General features: G+C 66.6%; 13 protein-coding genes and 1 pseudogene. 5 read left to right on the top strand and 9 right to left on the bottom strand.

The window, feature by feature from the left end; genetic code table 11:
- Positions 1–13: 13 nt before the first annotated feature.
- Positions 14–1,126 carry a succinyldiaminopimelate transaminase gene (dapC, locus tag WAN02_RS02760; RefSeq protein WP_422262623.1) on the bottom strand — a complete coding sequence of 371 codons (1,113 nt, stop codon included), beginning with the start codon at positions 1,124–1,126 and terminating at the stop codon, positions 14–16.
- A gap of 8 nt (positions 1,127–1,134) precedes the next feature.
- A complete protein-coding gene (gene fdxA, locus WAN02_RS02755; RefSeq protein WP_422262621.1) occupies positions 1,135–1,461 on the bottom strand; it encodes a ferredoxin in 327 nt (108 codons plus the stop codon).
- A gap of 218 nt (positions 1,462–1,679) precedes the next feature.
- On the opposite strand from fdxA, the gene WAN02_RS02750 reads away from it, so the two are divergent.
- Both WAN02_RS02750 and WAN02_RS02745 read left to right on the top strand, forming a co-directional pair.
- The gene (locus WAN02_RS02750; RefSeq protein WP_422262619.1) at positions 1,680–2,258 is read left to right on the top strand and encodes a PadR family transcriptional regulator; all 579 of its coding nucleotides are present in this window, start codon (positions 1,680–1,682) and stop codon (positions 2,256–2,258) included.
- A complete protein-coding gene (locus tag WAN02_RS02745) occupies positions 2,255–4,282 on the top strand; it encodes an FAD-dependent oxidoreductase (protein WP_422262617.1) in 2,028 nt (675 codons plus the stop codon). Before WAN02_RS02750 ends, WAN02_RS02745 begins: the two co-directional genes overlap by 4 nt.
- Positions 4,283–4,363: 81 nt before the next feature.
- Here the strand turns inward: WAN02_RS02745 and WAN02_RS02740 are convergent, their stop codons facing one another.
- The 3 genes from WAN02_RS02740 to mshB all read right to left on the bottom strand — a co-directional run bounded on the left by WAN02_RS02740 (position 4,364) and on the right by mshB (position 8,486).
- The gene (locus WAN02_RS02740) at positions 4,364–6,955 is read right to left on the bottom strand and encodes a bifunctional FO biosynthesis protein CofGH (RefSeq protein WP_422262615.1); all 2,592 of its coding nucleotides are present in this window, start codon (positions 6,953–6,955) and stop codon (positions 4,364–4,366) included.
- Between the two features lie 95 nt (positions 6,956–7,050).
- Positions 7,051–7,512, bottom strand: coding sequence for a hypothetical protein (locus tag WAN02_RS02735; protein ID WP_422262613.1), 462 nt, complete (start codon positions 7,510–7,512; stop codon positions 7,051–7,053).
- A 68-nt stretch (positions 7,513–7,580) separates the two neighbouring features.
- Complete coding sequence (gene mshB / locus WAN02_RS02730; protein ID WP_422262611.1) at positions 7,581–8,486, bottom strand: N-acetyl-1-D-myo-inositol-2-amino-2-deoxy-alpha-D-glucopyranoside deacetylase; 906 nt, start codon at positions 8,484–8,486, stop codon at positions 7,581–7,583.
- 127 nt (positions 8,487–8,613) lie between these two features.
- Between mshB and WAN02_RS02725 the strand changes: the two genes are divergently transcribed.
- Complete coding sequence (locus WAN02_RS02725) at positions 8,614–9,198, top strand: TetR/AcrR family transcriptional regulator (RefSeq protein WP_422262609.1); 585 nt, start codon at positions 8,614–8,616, stop codon at positions 9,196–9,198.
- Positions 9,199–9,428: 230 nt separating this feature from the next.
- On the opposite strand, the gene WAN02_RS02720 is transcribed toward WAN02_RS02725, so the two are convergent.
- From WAN02_RS02720 to WAN02_RS02710, 3 genes are read right to left on the bottom strand one after another with little or no spacing between them, the layout of a single operon-like run.
- Complete coding sequence (locus tag WAN02_RS02720) at positions 9,429–11,276, bottom strand: ABC transporter family substrate-binding protein (protein ID WP_422262657.1); 1,848 nt, start codon at positions 11,274–11,276, stop codon at positions 9,429–9,431.
- A gap of 43 nt (positions 11,277–11,319) precedes the next feature.
- A complete protein-coding gene (gene typA / locus WAN02_RS02715) occupies positions 11,320–13,209 on the bottom strand; it encodes a translational GTPase TypA (protein WP_422262607.1) in 1,890 nt (629 codons plus the stop codon).
- A gap of 53 nt (positions 13,210–13,262) precedes the next feature.
- A complete protein-coding gene (locus WAN02_RS02710) occupies positions 13,263–13,655 on the bottom strand; it encodes a (deoxy)nucleoside triphosphate pyrophosphohydrolase (RefSeq protein WP_422262655.1) in 393 nt (130 codons plus the stop codon).
- Between the two features lie 74 nt (positions 13,656–13,729).
- Between WAN02_RS02710 and WAN02_RS02705 the strand changes: the two genes are divergently transcribed.
- Positions 13,730–14,014 (top strand): 4a-hydroxytetrahydrobiopterin dehydratase, encoded by a 285-nt coding sequence (locus WAN02_RS02705; protein WP_422262605.1) that lies wholly within the window; start codon positions 13,730–13,732, stop codon positions 14,012–14,014.
- Here the strand turns inward: WAN02_RS02705 and WAN02_RS02700 are convergent.
- Entirely contained in the window at positions 14,001–15,227 is a 1,227-nt protein-coding gene (locus WAN02_RS02700; protein ID WP_422262653.1) for a mannosyltransferase, read from the bottom strand. The two genes, WAN02_RS02705 and WAN02_RS02700, sit on opposite strands and share 14 nt — an antisense overlap.
- 179 nt (positions 15,228–15,406) lie before the next feature.
- Between WAN02_RS02700 and WAN02_RS02695 the strand changes: the two are divergent.
- Positions 15,407–15,600, top strand: a pseudogene (locus WAN02_RS02695) (hypothetical protein); the annotation flags it as partial.

The raw sequence follows: 15,600 nt of genomic DNA, 5'->3' as shown, positions 1-15,600 counted from the left end.
ATGGCCGTCGCTCCTATTCCCCCAAACGGTCGACGGCGGCGGCGATGCGCTCGTCGGTGGCCGTCAACGCCACCCGAACGTGCTGGGCGCCGCGCGTGCCGTAGAACTCACCGGGTGCCGCCAGAATGCCACGCTGAGCCAGCCAGCCGACGGTGTCGCGGCACGGCTCGCCGCGGGTGACCCAGAGATACAGGCCGGCGTCGGAATAGTCGACGGTGAAGCCGGCCGAGCGGAACGCCGCCAGCAGCACATCGCGGCGCTGTCGGTAGCGCTCGCGTTGCTCACGCTCGTGGGCGTCGTCGTCCAGGGCGGCGACCATGGCCGCCTGCACGGGTCGCGGCACCATCATCCCGGCGTGTTTGCGCACCGCCAGCAGCTCAGCGATCACGGCGGCGTCGCCGGCGACGAAACCGGCCCGGTAACCGGCCAGCGAGGAACTCTTGGACAACGAATGCACCGCGAGCAGACCGGTGTGGTCGCCGTCGCAGACCGACGGATGCAGAACCGACAGGGGTTGCGCGTCCCAGCCCAGGCCCAGGTAGCACTCGTCGGAGGCGACCACCACACCGCGCTCCCGGGCCCAGCCGACCAGCTTGCGCAGATGATCGACCCCCAGCACCTGACCGGTCGGGTTGCTCGGCGAGTTCACGTACAACAGGGCCGGCGCCTGGGGACCGAGCTGGGTGAGCGAATCGGCAACGAGCACCTGCGCACCGGCCAGCCGCGCGCCGACGTCATACGTCGGATAGGCCAGCTCGGGCACCACGACCGAATCCTCGGCGCCAAGGCCGAGCAGAGTCGGCAGCCAGGCGATCAGTTCTTTGGTGCCGATAACCGGTAGCACGGCCGACCCGGTCAACCCGGTGATGCCGTAACGGCGGCTCAGCGCGGCGACCGCCGACTCGCGCAGCTCCGGTGTGCCCGCGGTGGTGGGGTATCCCGGTTCGGCGCTGGCCGAGGCCAGCGCGTCACGGATTACCGGCGCGACCGGGTCGACCGGCGTGCCGACCGACAGGTCGACGATGCCGTCCGGGTGCGACTTGGCCAGCGCGGTCGCGTCGGCCAGCGTGTCCCAGGGGAACTCCGGCAACAATTCCGAGACGGCTGACGCCGCTCGGCGGTTCACCAGGCGGCTCAGTCGTCGTGGGCTTGCGGCGGCAGATCCTTGACGACCTGTGGGTCGTTCTCGGTCATGCCGACCTTGGCCGCGCCACCGGGCGATCCGAGTTCAGCAAAGAAATCCGCGTTGATCTGCGTGTACTGGCCCCACTGCTCAGGGACGTCGTCTTCGTAGTAGATCGCCTCGACCGGGCAGACCGGCTCGCAGGCGCCGCAGTCGACGCATTCGTCGGGGTGTATGTACAGCATCCGAGTGCCCTCGTAAATGCAGTCGACCGGACATTCCTCGATACAGGCCTTGTCCTTGAGGTCGACGCAGGGTTCGGCGATCGTGTACGTCACGAAGGTCTCCTCACGGTCTCCAGCTGGCTGTTTAACTGAGCCGGTAGGTGCTGAGCCCAATGGTGCTCGGCCAATTGGTTTAGGCAACTTCCCGGCGATGACGATGTCTTGGTTACTGATACTAGACGTTGCATATACACCGCAAGCACCAGGCCATCATGCGCGTCGCTGCAGTGCAACTAGTTGCATAGCGGGTCCGGTGTTCTTATGCTGCGCCGGTGGCACTCCCCCACGCGATCCTGGTGTCGCTGTGCGAACAGTCCGGCTCCGGCTACGAGCTGACACACCGGTTCGATCGCTCGATCGGTTACTTCTGGAGCGCCACGCACCAGCAGATCTACCGCACCCTGCGGACGATGGAAGACGACGGCTGGGTGTCGGCGACCGTGGTCGCGCAGCGCGGGCGGCCGGACAAGAAGGTCTACACCGTGTCCGATGCCGGGCGGGTCGAATTGGCGCGCTGGATCGCGGCGCCGCTGCGGCCACGGTCCGGGCGCGGTGGTGCGCTCAGCGACAACCGCACTCGTGAAGTGGCCGTCAAGTTGCGCGGCGTTGCCTACGGCGACACCACCGCGCTGCACGCGCAGGTCGCCGCCCTGCGCGCCGAACGGGCCGAACTGCTGGATACCTACCGCGGCTTCGAGAAGAAGCAGTTCCCCGATCCGACAGCGTTGCGCGGCAACGCATTACATCAGTATCTCGTGCTGCGCGGGGGAATCCGGGCCGAAGAAAGCACCGTCGACTGGCTCGACGAAGTGGCCAGCGGGCTGGAGAACATGACGCAGGAGAACCTATGAACTATCCAAACCTGTTGTCCCCGTTGGATCTCGGATTCACGACGCTGCGCAATCGGGTGATCATGGGCTCGATGCATACCGGCCTGGAGGACCGCGCCCGTCACACCGACCGGCTCGCCGAGTATTTCGCCGAACGCGCACACGGTGGCGTCGGCCTGATCATCACCGGCGGCTACGCGCCCAACCGAACCGGCTGGCTGCTGCCGTTCGCCTCCGACCTGACCTCGTCCGGGCAGGTAGGCCGACACCGCCGCATCACCAGCGCGGTGCACGACGCGGGCGGCAAGATCTTGCTGCAGATCCTGCACGCCGGACGGTACGCCTACCATCCGCTTTCGGTCAGCGCGTCGTCGATCAAGGCGCCGATCAACCCGTTTCGTCCGCGCCGGCTTTCGTCGAGCGGTGTGCAGAGCACGATCGACGACTTCGCCCGCTGCACGGAGCTGGCCCGCAATGCGGGTTATGACGGCGTCGAAATCATGGGCAGCGAAGGGTATTTGATCAACCAGTTCTTGGCGCCGCGAACCAACAAGCGCAACGACCGGTGGGGCGGCAGCGCGGAGAAGCGCCACCGATTCCCGGTCGAGATCGTCCGACACGCACGCGCGGCAGCAGGATCCGATTTCATCATCTGCTACCGGATGTCGATGGCCGACTTCGTCGAGGGTGGTCAGAGCTGGGACGACATCCTCACGCTGGCAACCGAAGTCGAAGCCGCCGGCGCCACGATGATCAACTCCGGCTTCGGCTGGCACGAGGCGCGGGTACCCACCATCGTCACGTCGGTGCCCAACAACGCCTTCGTCGACATCAGCCATGCCGTCGCAGGCCACGTCAACATCCCGGTAGCGGCGTCCAATCGCATCAACATGCCACAGGCGGCCGAACAGATCCTGGCCGACACCCACGTGCAGCTGATCTCCATGGCGCGGCCCCTGCTAGCGGACCCGGAGTGGGTGCTCAAGGCCCAGGCCGCCCGCGACGACGAGATCAACACCTGCATCGCCTGCAATCAGGCCTGCCTGGATCACGCTTTCGTGAAGAAGACGGTCTCGTGTCTGCTCAACCCGCGAGCCGGCCGCGAGACGCAACTGGTGCTGTCGCCGACCCGGCGGGCACGCTCGATCGCAGTTGTCGGGGCCGGCCCGGCCGGACTGGCCGCCGCGGTGAACGCCGCCGCCCGCGGCCACCACGTCACGCTGTTCGAGGCCAACGACTACATCGGCGGCCAGTTCGACATGGCACGCCGCATCCCGGGTAAAGAGGAATTCAACGAAACCATCCGGTATTTCACGACGATGCTGACAACTCACGGTGTGGTAGTGCGGCTGGGCACTCGAGCGTCGGCCACCGAACTGGCCGGTTATGACCATGTGGTGCTGGCCACCGGCGTGGCGCCACGAATTCCGAACATCCCCGGAATCGATCATCCGATGGTGCTGACCTATGCCGAGGCCATCACCGGGGTCAGGCCGGTCGGCAACAGCGTCGCCGTGATCGGAGCCGGCGGCATCGGTTTCGACGTCAGCGAGTTCCTGGTCACCGACCCCTCGCCAACGCATGAACCGCAAAGCCTGAAAAACTGGAAGGCCGAATGGGGTGTGGCCGATCCCTGGGAGGCACCGGGTGCACTGATCACGCCGATTCCGGCGCCACCGGCCCGCGAGGTCTACCTGCTACAGCGCTCGAACGGGGTCCAGGGAAAGCGGTTGGGCAAGACCAGCGGATGGGTACACCGGGCTTCGCTGAAAGCCAAAGGCGTCCATCAGCTTTCCGGAGTCAACTACGAGCGGGTGACCGACGAGGGGCTACACATCAGCTTCGGCCCGAAGCGCGTTCGAGCGCAGCTGCTCGAGGTGGACAACATCGTGGTCTGCGCCGGTCAGGAGCCGGTTCGCGAGCTGGAAGATGAGCTGCGCCGCGGCGGTATCAACCCGCACGTGATCGGCGGCGCCGCAATCGCGGCCGAGCTGGACGCCAAGCGTGCCATCAAGCAGGGCACCGAGCTCGCGGCCCGGCTGTAGGGCATTGCGCCGAACGTGAAGCTGTGGTCACGCTGGGCGCCGAACGTGAAACTACCGTCACGCTCGACGTGGCACCGACGACTACGCGGCAAGCGGGTTGTAGTCGGTGGTGCGCTGGCGAGCCGGACGGCCGATGCCCTCGGCGATCGCCATCAACTCCGAGGCGGTTTTGGCGGAGCCGAATTCGGAGCCGGCCATCCGCGAGATGGTCTCCTCCATCAACGTGCCGCCCAGATCGTTGGCACCGCCGTTGAGCATCACCTGAGTGCGCTCGATGCCGAGCTTGACCCAGCTGGTCTGGATTTGAGAAATCCGGCCATGCAACATGATCCGCCCCAACGCATGCACAGCGCGATTGTCACGGTGGGTGGGTCCCGGCCGCGAGGCACCGGCGAGGTACAGCGGCGAGTTCTGATGGACGAACGGCAGCGGGACGAACTCGGTGAAGCCGCCGGTGCGGTCTTGGATGTCACGCAACACGTTGAGGTGGCCGACCCAATGCCGCGGCTCGTCGACGTGGCCGTACATCATCGTCGACGATGACCGCAGACCCACCTCGTGCGCGGTCGTCACCACCTCGATCCACATCGAGGTGGGCAACTTGCCCTTAGTGAGCACCCAGCGGACTTCGTCGTCGAGAATCTCCGCGGCCGTACCGGGGATGGTGTCCAGGCCCGCTTCGCGCAGGCTGGTCAGCCACTCGCGAATACTCAAGCCGCTCTTGGTCACGCCGTTGGCGATCTCCATCGGCGAAAAGGCGTGCACATGCATCGACGGCACCCGCGCCTTGACCGCGCGAACCAAGTCGGCGTAACCGGTGACCGGCAACTCGGGGTCGATACCACCCTGCATGCAGACTTCGGTGGCACCGGCGACATGCGCTTCCCACGCCCGTTGGGCGACCTCGTCCGACGACAGTGAGTAGGCGTCGGCGTCGTTCTTGCGCTGCGCGAAGGCGCAGAACCGGCAGCCGGTGTAGCAGATATTGGTGAAGTTGATGTTGCGGTTCACCACAAAAGTGACGTCGTCACCGACCACGTCGCGGCGCAGCGAATCCGCCAGCGCGGTAACGGCATCCAGCGCCGGTCCGTCGGCGGTGGCCAACGCGAGATACTCCGCGTCGGTACAGCTGCCCGGGTGACGTTCGGCCGAGCGCAGTGCGGCGAGCACGTCGGTGTCGATGCGCTCCGGTGCGCGGGCCGCCAAGTCGTGCACCTGCGCGCGAATCGACTCCCAGTCACCAAAGGCGCTGTCCAGATCGCTGCGAGTCTCGGTCAGGCGGCCCTCGGTGTCGATCGCGGCGTTCAGATCCACCCGGCCGGACGATGCCACCTCGTCGGGCTCCTGCCACGGCATGCCCACCGGCTTCACATCGAGGGCAAGTCCGGTGGCCGGATCCGCCAGCGCGGCGACGTGCCCGCTCACCCGCGGGTCGATCCAGGCCGCTCCCGCCTGCACGTACTTGGGCTGCGCGGTCAGCCGTTCCACCAAGTCGTATCCCGCTTCGGCGGTGACGGCCGCGAGATCGTCGAGGGCGGGCCACGGCCGCTCGGGGTTCACATGGTCGGGCGTGAGCGGCGAGACGCCGCCCCAGTCGTCGACTCCGGCGGCGATCAACGCCAGACATTCCTGCGCCGAGACCAGGTTCGGCGGTGCTTGGATGCGCATCGCCGGTCCGAGGACCAACCGCGAAACCGCGACAGTGGCCAGGAATTCGTCGATGTCGGCGTCCGGTGTTGCGGCCATCGCGGTGTGCTGCTTGGCCCGGAAGTTCTGCACGATGACTTCCTGGACGTGACCGAACGCCTTGTGCGACTTGCGAATCGCGTGCAGAGTTTCGGCACGCTCGATCAGCGTCTCGCCGATGCCCACCAGCAGGCCGGTGGTGAACGGAATGGACAGCCGGCCCGCATCGGTCAGCGTGCGCAGCCGGACCTCAGGGTCTTTGTCCGGGCTACCGTAGTGCGCAAGGCCTTTGGTCTCAAACAGCCGCCGAGACGTGGTCTCCAGCATCATGCCCATCGACGGCGCCACTGGCTTCAACCGCGAGAGCTCCGACCAGCTCATCACCCCGGGGTTCAAATGCGGCAGCAGACCGGTTTCCTCCAGCACCCGGATCGCCATCGCCCGCAGATAAGACAGCGTGGAGTCATAGCCGCGTTCGTCCAGCCATTCGCGGGCCTCCGGCCACCGATCTTCGGGCCGATCGCCGAGGGTGAATAATGCTTCCTTGCAGCCAAGTTCAGCACCGCGACGGGCGATGTCCAGAATCTCGTCGGGCTCCAGATACATCCCGGTGCCCGCGGCGCGGAGCTTGCCGGGCACGGTGACGAACGTGCAGTAGTTGCATGAGTCGCGGCACAGATGCGTCAGCGGGATGAACACCTTGCGTGAGTAGCTGACCGGTAGCCGTCCAGTTGCGCCACGGCGTCCGGCCGATTCCAGACCAGCGTCGCGTACCTGGGCGGCGCTGCGACATAGGTCGGCCAGATCCTCGCCGCGTGCGGTCATCGCGACCGCCGCCTCGTCGACGTTCAGCGCCACGCCGTCGCGGGCACGCCGTAACACCCGCCGCAGCGCAGATGCGCTGGCACGAGGAGGCACCGACGGGCTGAATAGCAGGCTCGGCTCTTCGCCCGGAGTCAACGGCACGTCTGTGTAACTTCCGGCCATCCAAATTTCATCCGCACGTCCCAACTATCTGCGATCCGACGCGTGCCATGAGCGACAACAGTAGCCTCCAGCTGTGCGCTAGGGGGTGCCTGCCCTCAGCGGGTCGGCCAGCACCGGTACAGCACCACCAACGGCGGCACTATACCCATCGCGAGCAGCAGTAACGGACTGTAGGCCATAACGCCTCGGCCGCCGAGGATAACGTCGCCGCCCGGACCGGGCAGGTACATCAGGAGCAGTGTCAGCAACCAGGTCCACAGCGGCAGCGCGGCCACCCGTGCCGACGGGGTCCAACGTCCCGCGGCCCAGACCAGCGCGGCGTTGAGCAGTCCGCTGATGAATGCGCTGACGGGAAACGGGATCGAACCGATATAGCTGGGCAACAGCAGTGCGCCGCCAACTGCCGAAATCGCACCGTCGACCGCCAATAACGTCAAAACGACCCTTCGGAAGGCAGGACTCGTCGCACCGGTGTCGTCAATCTTGCGGAGACGCGACGCGGTAGCGCTCAGGTCGGGACGCTGTCCAACTGTGAAACGATGGACATGACAGTCCACTGGAAGTTGTCCAGCCGGTCCTGCCAGTGCTGCTGGTTATAGTCCAGATCCGGGTCCATGCCGGCAGCCTACCGCGTAGCGGACGTGGCGAGGTCGACTCCCGCAAGCAGATCGGTCTCCCAACCGCGCTCGTCGCGATCGCCGGCGTCGCCGGCGGCCAAAATGTAGTGCTCCTGCGCGACGATCGGCAGGGCCAGGTTGTTCGACAGCGCCAGCGCCTTGCCGGTGGGTCCGACGGTGAGCTGCGTGGCGTGCGCAAGCAGGGCCGCCGTCTTGGCCGGCAAGGCGTCCGGGTCGTCGATCACGGCGTCGATCTCGTCGTCGCCGAAGCCGAGTTCGCCGAATTCGCCGTCGGCCGGCGGAATTACCCATTCGTCGCGTAAATCGCCGGGGCCGAGGGCTTCCCACCCCGCCGTGAATGCGCTGCGGGCGACGACCGTCCAATAAAACTTGGACACCGACCACGGCGTGCCCGGGTAATCGTCGGTACCGGCCGCGGCCACCGCCGCGGTGGTGACGAGGTGAGTTTGAATGTGGTCGGGATGGCCGTAGCCGCCGTTGGGGTCGTAGGTCACCACGACGTGCGGGCGCAGCTCGCGGATGATGGCGACCAGCGCGCCGACGGCCTCGTGCTGGTCGGCGTCGGCGAACCGCTGGCGGCTGCGTGCCTCGGCGCCGACCATCCCCGAATCACGCCACCGGCCAGGGCCACCGAGGTATGTCGGGCCGCTGACGCCCAAGGCGCGCAGTGCGGCGGTCAGTTCGCCGATGCGGTAGCCGCCGAGTTGGTCGGCGTGGTCAACGGCCAGCTGCGCCCATTGGTCGCCGATCACCTCGCCCTCCTCGCCCAGCGTGCACGTGACGACCTGCACCTGTGCGCCACGACCCACATAGTGGGCGATGGTGACGCCATTGGTGATGGTCTCGTCATCGGGATGGGCATGCACGAACAACAGCCGGGGAGTCTCCTGCATGGGATGACCCTACCGTTGCGCTGTGCGGCAAAGGATTTGGTGGCCTAAACCACTGGGCCGCAGCGATAGTCAGCAACTCGGCAAAGCCCAGCTCCGGTGAATATACGTTAACGACTACTATCATCGGATGGTAGAGCAGACGGCAACGATCCGCACCCGCCGCCGGGGCAAGCAACTCGAAGACGCCCTGTACGACGCGACGCTGGCCGAATTGGCTGCCGTCGGTTACGGCGGACTGACCATGGAAGGCATCGCCGCGCAGGCACGCACCGGTAAAGCTGCGTTGTACCGGCGGTGGTCCAGCAAGCACGATTTGGTTCAGGCGGCGTTGCTCTACGCACTACCGCCGTTGCCGGAGCCGCGCGGGGACCGATCGGCGCGAGACAATCTGCTGGCCATTTTCAGTGCACACTGCGATCTCGTCGCGGGTAAGACCGCTTTCCCCGGGCTGTTCATCATGCAGCAGCTTTTACACGAGCCGGAGTTGCGCGCAATCTTCGCCGACGCCGTCGTCGGACCCCGATTGCGGATGATCGAATCGGTCCTGCAGGCCGGCGCGGCCAACGGCGAGATCGACGCGGCCGTGCTGACGCCGTATACCGCGCGAGCCGGCACCGCAATGATCAATCAGCAGCTGTTGCTGACCGGCGCCCCACCCAACAAGCGTCAACTCGCGCAGATCGTCGACACTGTCGTCCCACACCTGACTTAGCCACTATTTCATTGCAGCACAATAGATTTCAGGCTATTGACGCACCGAGGCCCAGCCGGGAGAGAACCAAGGGCGGGCCGCCCCCTGGTCGGTCCGCACTTGACGTCTGGGTGGGCGCAACCCCCGGCTTGTTCCTGCACCGGTCCCCCGAACGGTACCTGAGGCAAACCTTAAGGACGGCGATTTACTGGCATTGGTCCAACAGATATCGAATCGTTACCGATGGACGGTCACTGAGCGTTCTTGACCCACTGTCCGGCATCGCCGACGATGCCGACCGGCACCGCGCCGGAAAGGCTGACGTTCTGCACACTCGGGCCCGCGCCGACGATTGTGGTGTCCTGCAGAATCGGCAGCACCGTGGACATATCCCACAGTCGCGGCTCCACGGCGTTGACCACATCGCCGATGTCCTTGGTCCCGTTCAGCGCGGCGTCGATGTCCGACTGGATGCTGTGGTCACAGATGCCGGTCAAGTTCGACGGCGCCTGCACCAACGCGCCGGACTCCTGCCCATGAGCACCCGGTGTCGAGGTCGTCGCCGTCGGAGTGGTGGGTGGAGCGGGTTTGGCCGGCGCCGATGAGCCGTGCGCCGACGTCGGTGCCGTGGCAGTCGATACCGTGGTCGCCTCCAGCGCCGGGCAGCTGTAGCGGGAAGCCAGCTGCGTCGCCAAGTCTCCGCCGGCCTCGCGCCAGCCCACCAACGCGTCCACCCGGTCGTTGACCAGCGCATCGCGGTACATCGCCACCGGGTCAAGCGCCAGCACGGTCGCTGCGATGCCGACATTGCGCAACTGGTCGGCGGCGGTGTTGGCCACGGCCACAGCCGTAGGATCGTTGACCGCCACGCCGAGGACCAGCGACAGTTGCTTGCCGTCCTTGCTGACGTGCCCGCGGGTGATCTCCGGAGTCGAGGTGTCGTTGTCGATCTGGTAGCCGGCCGCTTCCAGTAATCCCAACGACGCCGTCCGGGTCAGCAGCGGAGGCGCCGTCGGCACGTAGCCCGGATCGCTGGGCGAACGGATCTGCGCCTGGTCCAAGGTGACAGTGTTGTCGCTGCCCGCACCCACGGCGGCGAGCAGGTCGACGTCGAGTAGTCCGAAGATTGCCTTGCGCACCTGTGCGTCGGCCAGCTTGGCCTCGTTGGCGCGCAGCGTCAGCTGCATGACCCGGGGCGTCATGATGCGGGCGGTTCGCACGTCCGGGATCGCCGACAGCTGCGCGAAAACCGCTGAGCCACCGTGCACTTGGGCCACCTGGGTATCGCCGTTGCGGACCGAGTCGGCCAGCGCGGCGGGCGCCCCGGCCCGGCGGAACAGGATCATGTCCGGCTTGGCCGGCGGTCCCCAGTACCGGTCGTTACGGGCAAGCAGGATCTCGTCGCGCTGCGGGTCGATGGACTCCACCCGGAACTGTCCACCGGTGACCGGCATGGCGCGCGCCAGCCCCGCCGGGAAGCCGCCCGGCACGTCCTTGACGATGTGCGCCGGAAGGATGTTGCTGAACAACTCGCGCCACGCTGGGTAGGGCCGGGCGAAGGTGACGACGGCCTGCTTACCGCCGTCGATCGACTGCACGCCGGTGATCCGGTCATAACCGGCCGGGTCGACCACCCCGGGATGCCCGACCATCTGTCGCCACAGATACCAGAAGTCGTCGGCGGCGATCGGGGCGTTGTCGGTCCACTGCGCCTCCGGCCGGATCTTGTAGGTGATCGTGAACGGGTTTTCCCCGGTCACCTCGGCGGACACCAGCAGCGTCGGATCCATCTCCCACCGGGATCCCGTCGGCGTGGCCGGATCGGGCACGGGACGAAATGCGCTGGGCAGCACCAGCGCACTGATTGCGGCGTTCACCGCGGACAGATCGGAGAGCAGATGCGGGTTGAAGCCGGCGCCGATCGAGTCGATGCCCATGATGATCTGCGTCTTGCGCTGCGGTGGCGGAGCCGTGCTGCGTTTGGTCTCGGTGCTCTGCGGCGCCGGCGGCGGACTGACGGTGCAGCCGGCGAACGCCAGCAACGAAACCAGCACGCCGGTGGTCGCGTAGACCCGGCGGGCTCGTTTCGGCACGCCCAACAGGGTATCGGTGCCCGTCTGTTCGGCGACGCGCATCCGGCAGCTAGCCGCGCGCCTTCGCCCGCGCCTTCGCCCGTGCCCGCAGCGTCGCGGTGAGCTCGAGCTTGCGCACCCGGACCACCTCGGGCGTCACCTCCACACACTCGTCCTCGGCACAGAACTCCATGGCCTGTTCGAGGCCGAGTTCCAGCGGCCGGGCAAGGGTTTCCATGACGTCGGCCGTCGACGAGCGCATGTTCGTGAGCTTCTTCTCGCGCGTCACGTTGACGTCGAGGTCCTCGGCGCGGGGGTTGATTCCCACCACCTGGCCCTCGTAGGTGTCTTCGCCGGGCTCGACGAAGAACTGCCCGCGATCGCCCAACTGGATCATGGCGAACGGAGTGATCGACCCGCTGCGGTCCGACACCAGTGAACCCGTGTGCCGGGCGCGGATCTCGCCCGCCCACGGCCGGTAGCCGTCGAACACGGCGTTGGCGATGCCGGTGCCTCGGGTCAGTGTCAGGAAGTCGGTGCGGAACCCGATCAGGCCGCGGCTGGGCACGATGAAGTCCATCCGCACCCATCCGGCGGCGTGGTTGGTCATTTCCTCCATGCGGCCCTTGCGGGCGGCCATCAGCTGCGTGATCGCGCCGACGAACTCATCGGGGCAGTCGATGGTCATCGCCTCGAACGGCTCGTGCAGCTTGCCGTCGACGGTCTGCGTGACCACCTGCGGCTTACCGACGGTCAGCTCGAAGCCCTCGCGGCGCATCTGCTCGACGAGCACGGCCAGCGCCAGCTCGCCGCGGCCCTGGACCTCCCAGGCGTCGGGGCGATCGATGTCGACGACCTTGATCGACACGTTGCCGACGAGTTCGGAGTCCAGCCGCGACTTGACCATGCGTGCGGTGAGCTTGTGTCCGGACACCTTGCCCGCCAGCGGCGACGTGTTGGTGCCGATGGTCACTGAGATGGCGGGTTCGTCGACGGTGATGCGCGGCAACGCGTGGGCGTGATCCGCGTCCGCGAGTGTGTCGCCGATCATGATCTCGGGGATGCCCGCCACAGCCACGATGTCGCCCGCGATGGCCTCGTCGGTGGGGGTGCGCTCGACGCCCTCGGTGACCAGCAGTTCGGTGATCTTGGCGTTCGTGATGACCGGATGGCCGTCCACCTCGCGCATCCAGGCCACCTGCTGGCCCTTTTTGATGCGGCCTTTGTAGATCCGGATCAGGGCCAGTCGACCGAGGAACGACGACGCGTCCAGGTTGGTCACCAGGGCCTGCAGCGGCGCCTCGGGATCGCCCTGGGGCGGGGGGATGTGCTCGAGCAACACGTCGAACAGGGGGTCCAGGTTGTTGCCGTCGGGATTCTCGCCGTTGGCGGGCTCGGTGGTGCTGGCGATGCCGGCACGGCCGGAGGCGTAGAGCGTCGGCAGGTCGAGCGCCTTCTCGGCGGCCGCCTGGGCATCCTCGTCGAGGTCGGAGGCGACGTCGAGCAGCAGGTCGTGGCTCTCCTCGACGACTTCGGCGATCCGAGCGTCGGGCCGGTCGGTCTTGTTCACCACCAAGATCACCGGCAGGTGCGCGGCCAGCGCCTTGCGCAGCACGAAGCGGGTCTGCGGCAACGGCCCCTCGGACGCGTCGACGAGCAGCAGCACGCCGTCGACCATCGACAAGCCGCGCTCCACCTCACCGCCGAAGTCGGCGTGGCCAGGCGTGTCGATGACGTTGATGACGGTCATCGAACCGTCCGCGTGCTTTCGGTGCACGGCGGTGTTCTTCGCCAGGATCGTGATGCCCTTTTCCTTCTCCAGGTCACCCGAGTCCATGAGGCGCTCGATGGCGTCGTCGCCGCGATGGGTCAATGCGCCGGACTGCCGCAACATCGCATCAACCAGTGTCGTCTTGCCGTGATCGACGTGAGCGACGATGGCGACGTTTCGGAAATCCACGTCGGTAATTGTTTCAGTGCAGAGTGCCTGCGGCGAAATCGAGCGGGCCGCGCTCAGTCCGCGGTCAGCAGGCTGTTCAGGGCTGGAAGGAAGCCCCGATCGGCCGGAACCCAGTCGACGTCGTGCAGCTCACCGGCCCGCACCCAGCGCAACGCCGAGTGGTCGTGCGGTTGCGGCTCTCCACGGACCAGGCTGACTTGATAAGCCCGCAGCGTGGTCACCGGGTTGAGCACGACGTCGTCGCCCAATCGTGGGCCGACCTGCACGTCGACGCCGAGTTCCTCGGCGAGTTCGCGCACCAGCGCCTCGGGTTCGGTCTCGCCCGCGGCAACCTTGCCGCCGGGCAACTCCCAACGGCCGGCCAGCTCCGGCGGTCGAATGCGCTGCGCCACGAGCACCCTCGCGTCGGCGATCAGAGCCCCGGCGACCACGATCTGGTTCGGCATCGCCGGTGACGCTATCGGGTCGCGGCCGGCGCCGGCGCCTGTGGGCGAACTCACAGCCACGTACGCTCGGAAATATGGCTGTGTTAACAAACGAACAAGTAGACGCCGCACTGCCTGAGCTCAACGGGTGGGAACGTAAAGACGGTGCGCTGCGCCGGTCGGTGAAGTTTCCGGAGTTTCTCGCCGGCATCGAGGCGGTGCGCCGGGTAGCTGAACACGCCGAGGAAAAAGATCACCACCCCGACATTGACATCCGTTGGCGGACAGTGACTTTTGCTTTGGTAACGCATTCCGAGGGCGGTATCACCGACAAGGATGTCGCAATGGCGCGCGACATCGACGCGATTATTGCCGCGTAGTCGCCCGTCTCCCGCTGGCCGCGATCCAGGCCAGCGTCGCCAGCGACGCGACGATGTAGACCAGCCCGCCCCAGGCCTGATACCACGGTCTGCCGTTCTGCCAGATGGTCGGCTGGGCGAAGCTCAGCAGCCATGGCACGCCGATGGTGGTGAGCGCCAGCCACATCCAGCCAAGAATGCGTGCGCCGCGACGGTCGGAGAGCGGGCCGTGTAACAACCAGATCATCAACGGCACCAGCCACACCCAATGGTGCGTCCAGGAAATCGGCGAGAGCAGGAGCCCGAACAGTTCGATGATCAGCAACGGGCCGAGCTGTTCGGTCGAACGGGCACTCACTGCGCGCCAGGCAAGAACGGAAAGTATTGCGGTTACCGCGATCCCGATCAGTACCACCGGGCTGTAGCCGGCGTCGTGGCCGATGATCCGGCAGATCCCACCCCGCCAGGACTGATTGAAGATCGTGCAAATCGGTCCAACCCGGTCGGTCTTGAAGATCAAATCGGTGAAGTAGTAACGAGTTTGATCGCCGACGACCAACACTGACACCGCGACGGTGGCCAGGAACACGAGCCCAGAGAACACCGCCGTGCCCCACCGGCGGGCACCGACGAAATACAGTCCCCCGATCGCGGGCGTCAGCTTCACCCCCGCGGCGGTCCCCAGTAACAACCCTGACAACCACCATCGGGTGCTGAACACCGCCGCGAGCGTGGCCAGCGCGAGGATGACGTTGATCTGCCCGTAGTCGAACGTGCTGCGCAGCGGTTCGAGCCAGATCGCGATCCCCGTCCAGAGCATCGCCAGCCGGTGGCCCTCCCCGGCCGCGACACCCAACAGTCGCTGGCTGACCCGGACGACGCCATAGAGCGCGGCGATCGTCCCGACTGTCCAACAGAACGCGACCACGCCGAACGGCAGCAGGTGCAGCGGATAGAAGATCACCGCCGCGAACGGCGGATAGGTGAACGGCAGCGGGAAATCCGGCGTCTGGTCGGCGTAGACGTAGTGATACAGGCTGCCCGGGTGGTCGATCATGGCGGCCCCGCCGACGTAGACGTGCAAGTCGACGAAGTTGGCCCCGTTGGGCGCCAGATACGTCCAGGCCAGCCGCGCGGCAACGCTGACGACCAGAAGCACCGGCCCGATCGCGTCCATTGAGATCAGGCGCCGGCGGTTGGTGATAGCCGCCGGAGCGGCCGGGGTGGTGTCTATCTGCACGACTCTATCGCCGGGCCCACCAGCCTCCGCGATTCCCGTCAGGAGCTCGCTCGGTCACCGCCGCCGCTCGATTCCGTAACGGTCGCATAAATGCCACACGTGTCACTTGAGCCACTTCTACATCAGGCGGATCGTCGGCGCCGAGGACTTGTCATCGAGATTCAGGGAGAGTCATGTCAACTATTCGGACCTTGTTCCGCGCCGCCGCCGTGGTGGCCGGCTCATCTGCAGCGTTGCTCGTGGGCGGCTTGATGGGCACAGCCCATGCCGACCCGGCGCCGGTGCCCACCCCCGACATCAGCCAGCAACTCGTCGGCACCGCCGCGCAGGCGCCGCAGATGCTGCAAAGCGTCGCAGGGGCGCTGGG

Origin of the sequence: Mycobacterium sp. (assembly GCF_049281135.1) — a bacterium.
Taxonomy (GTDB): Bacteria; Actinomycetota; Actinomycetes; order Mycobacteriales; family Mycobacteriaceae; genus Mycobacterium.
This window is presented reverse-complemented; position numbering and strand designations above follow the sequence as displayed.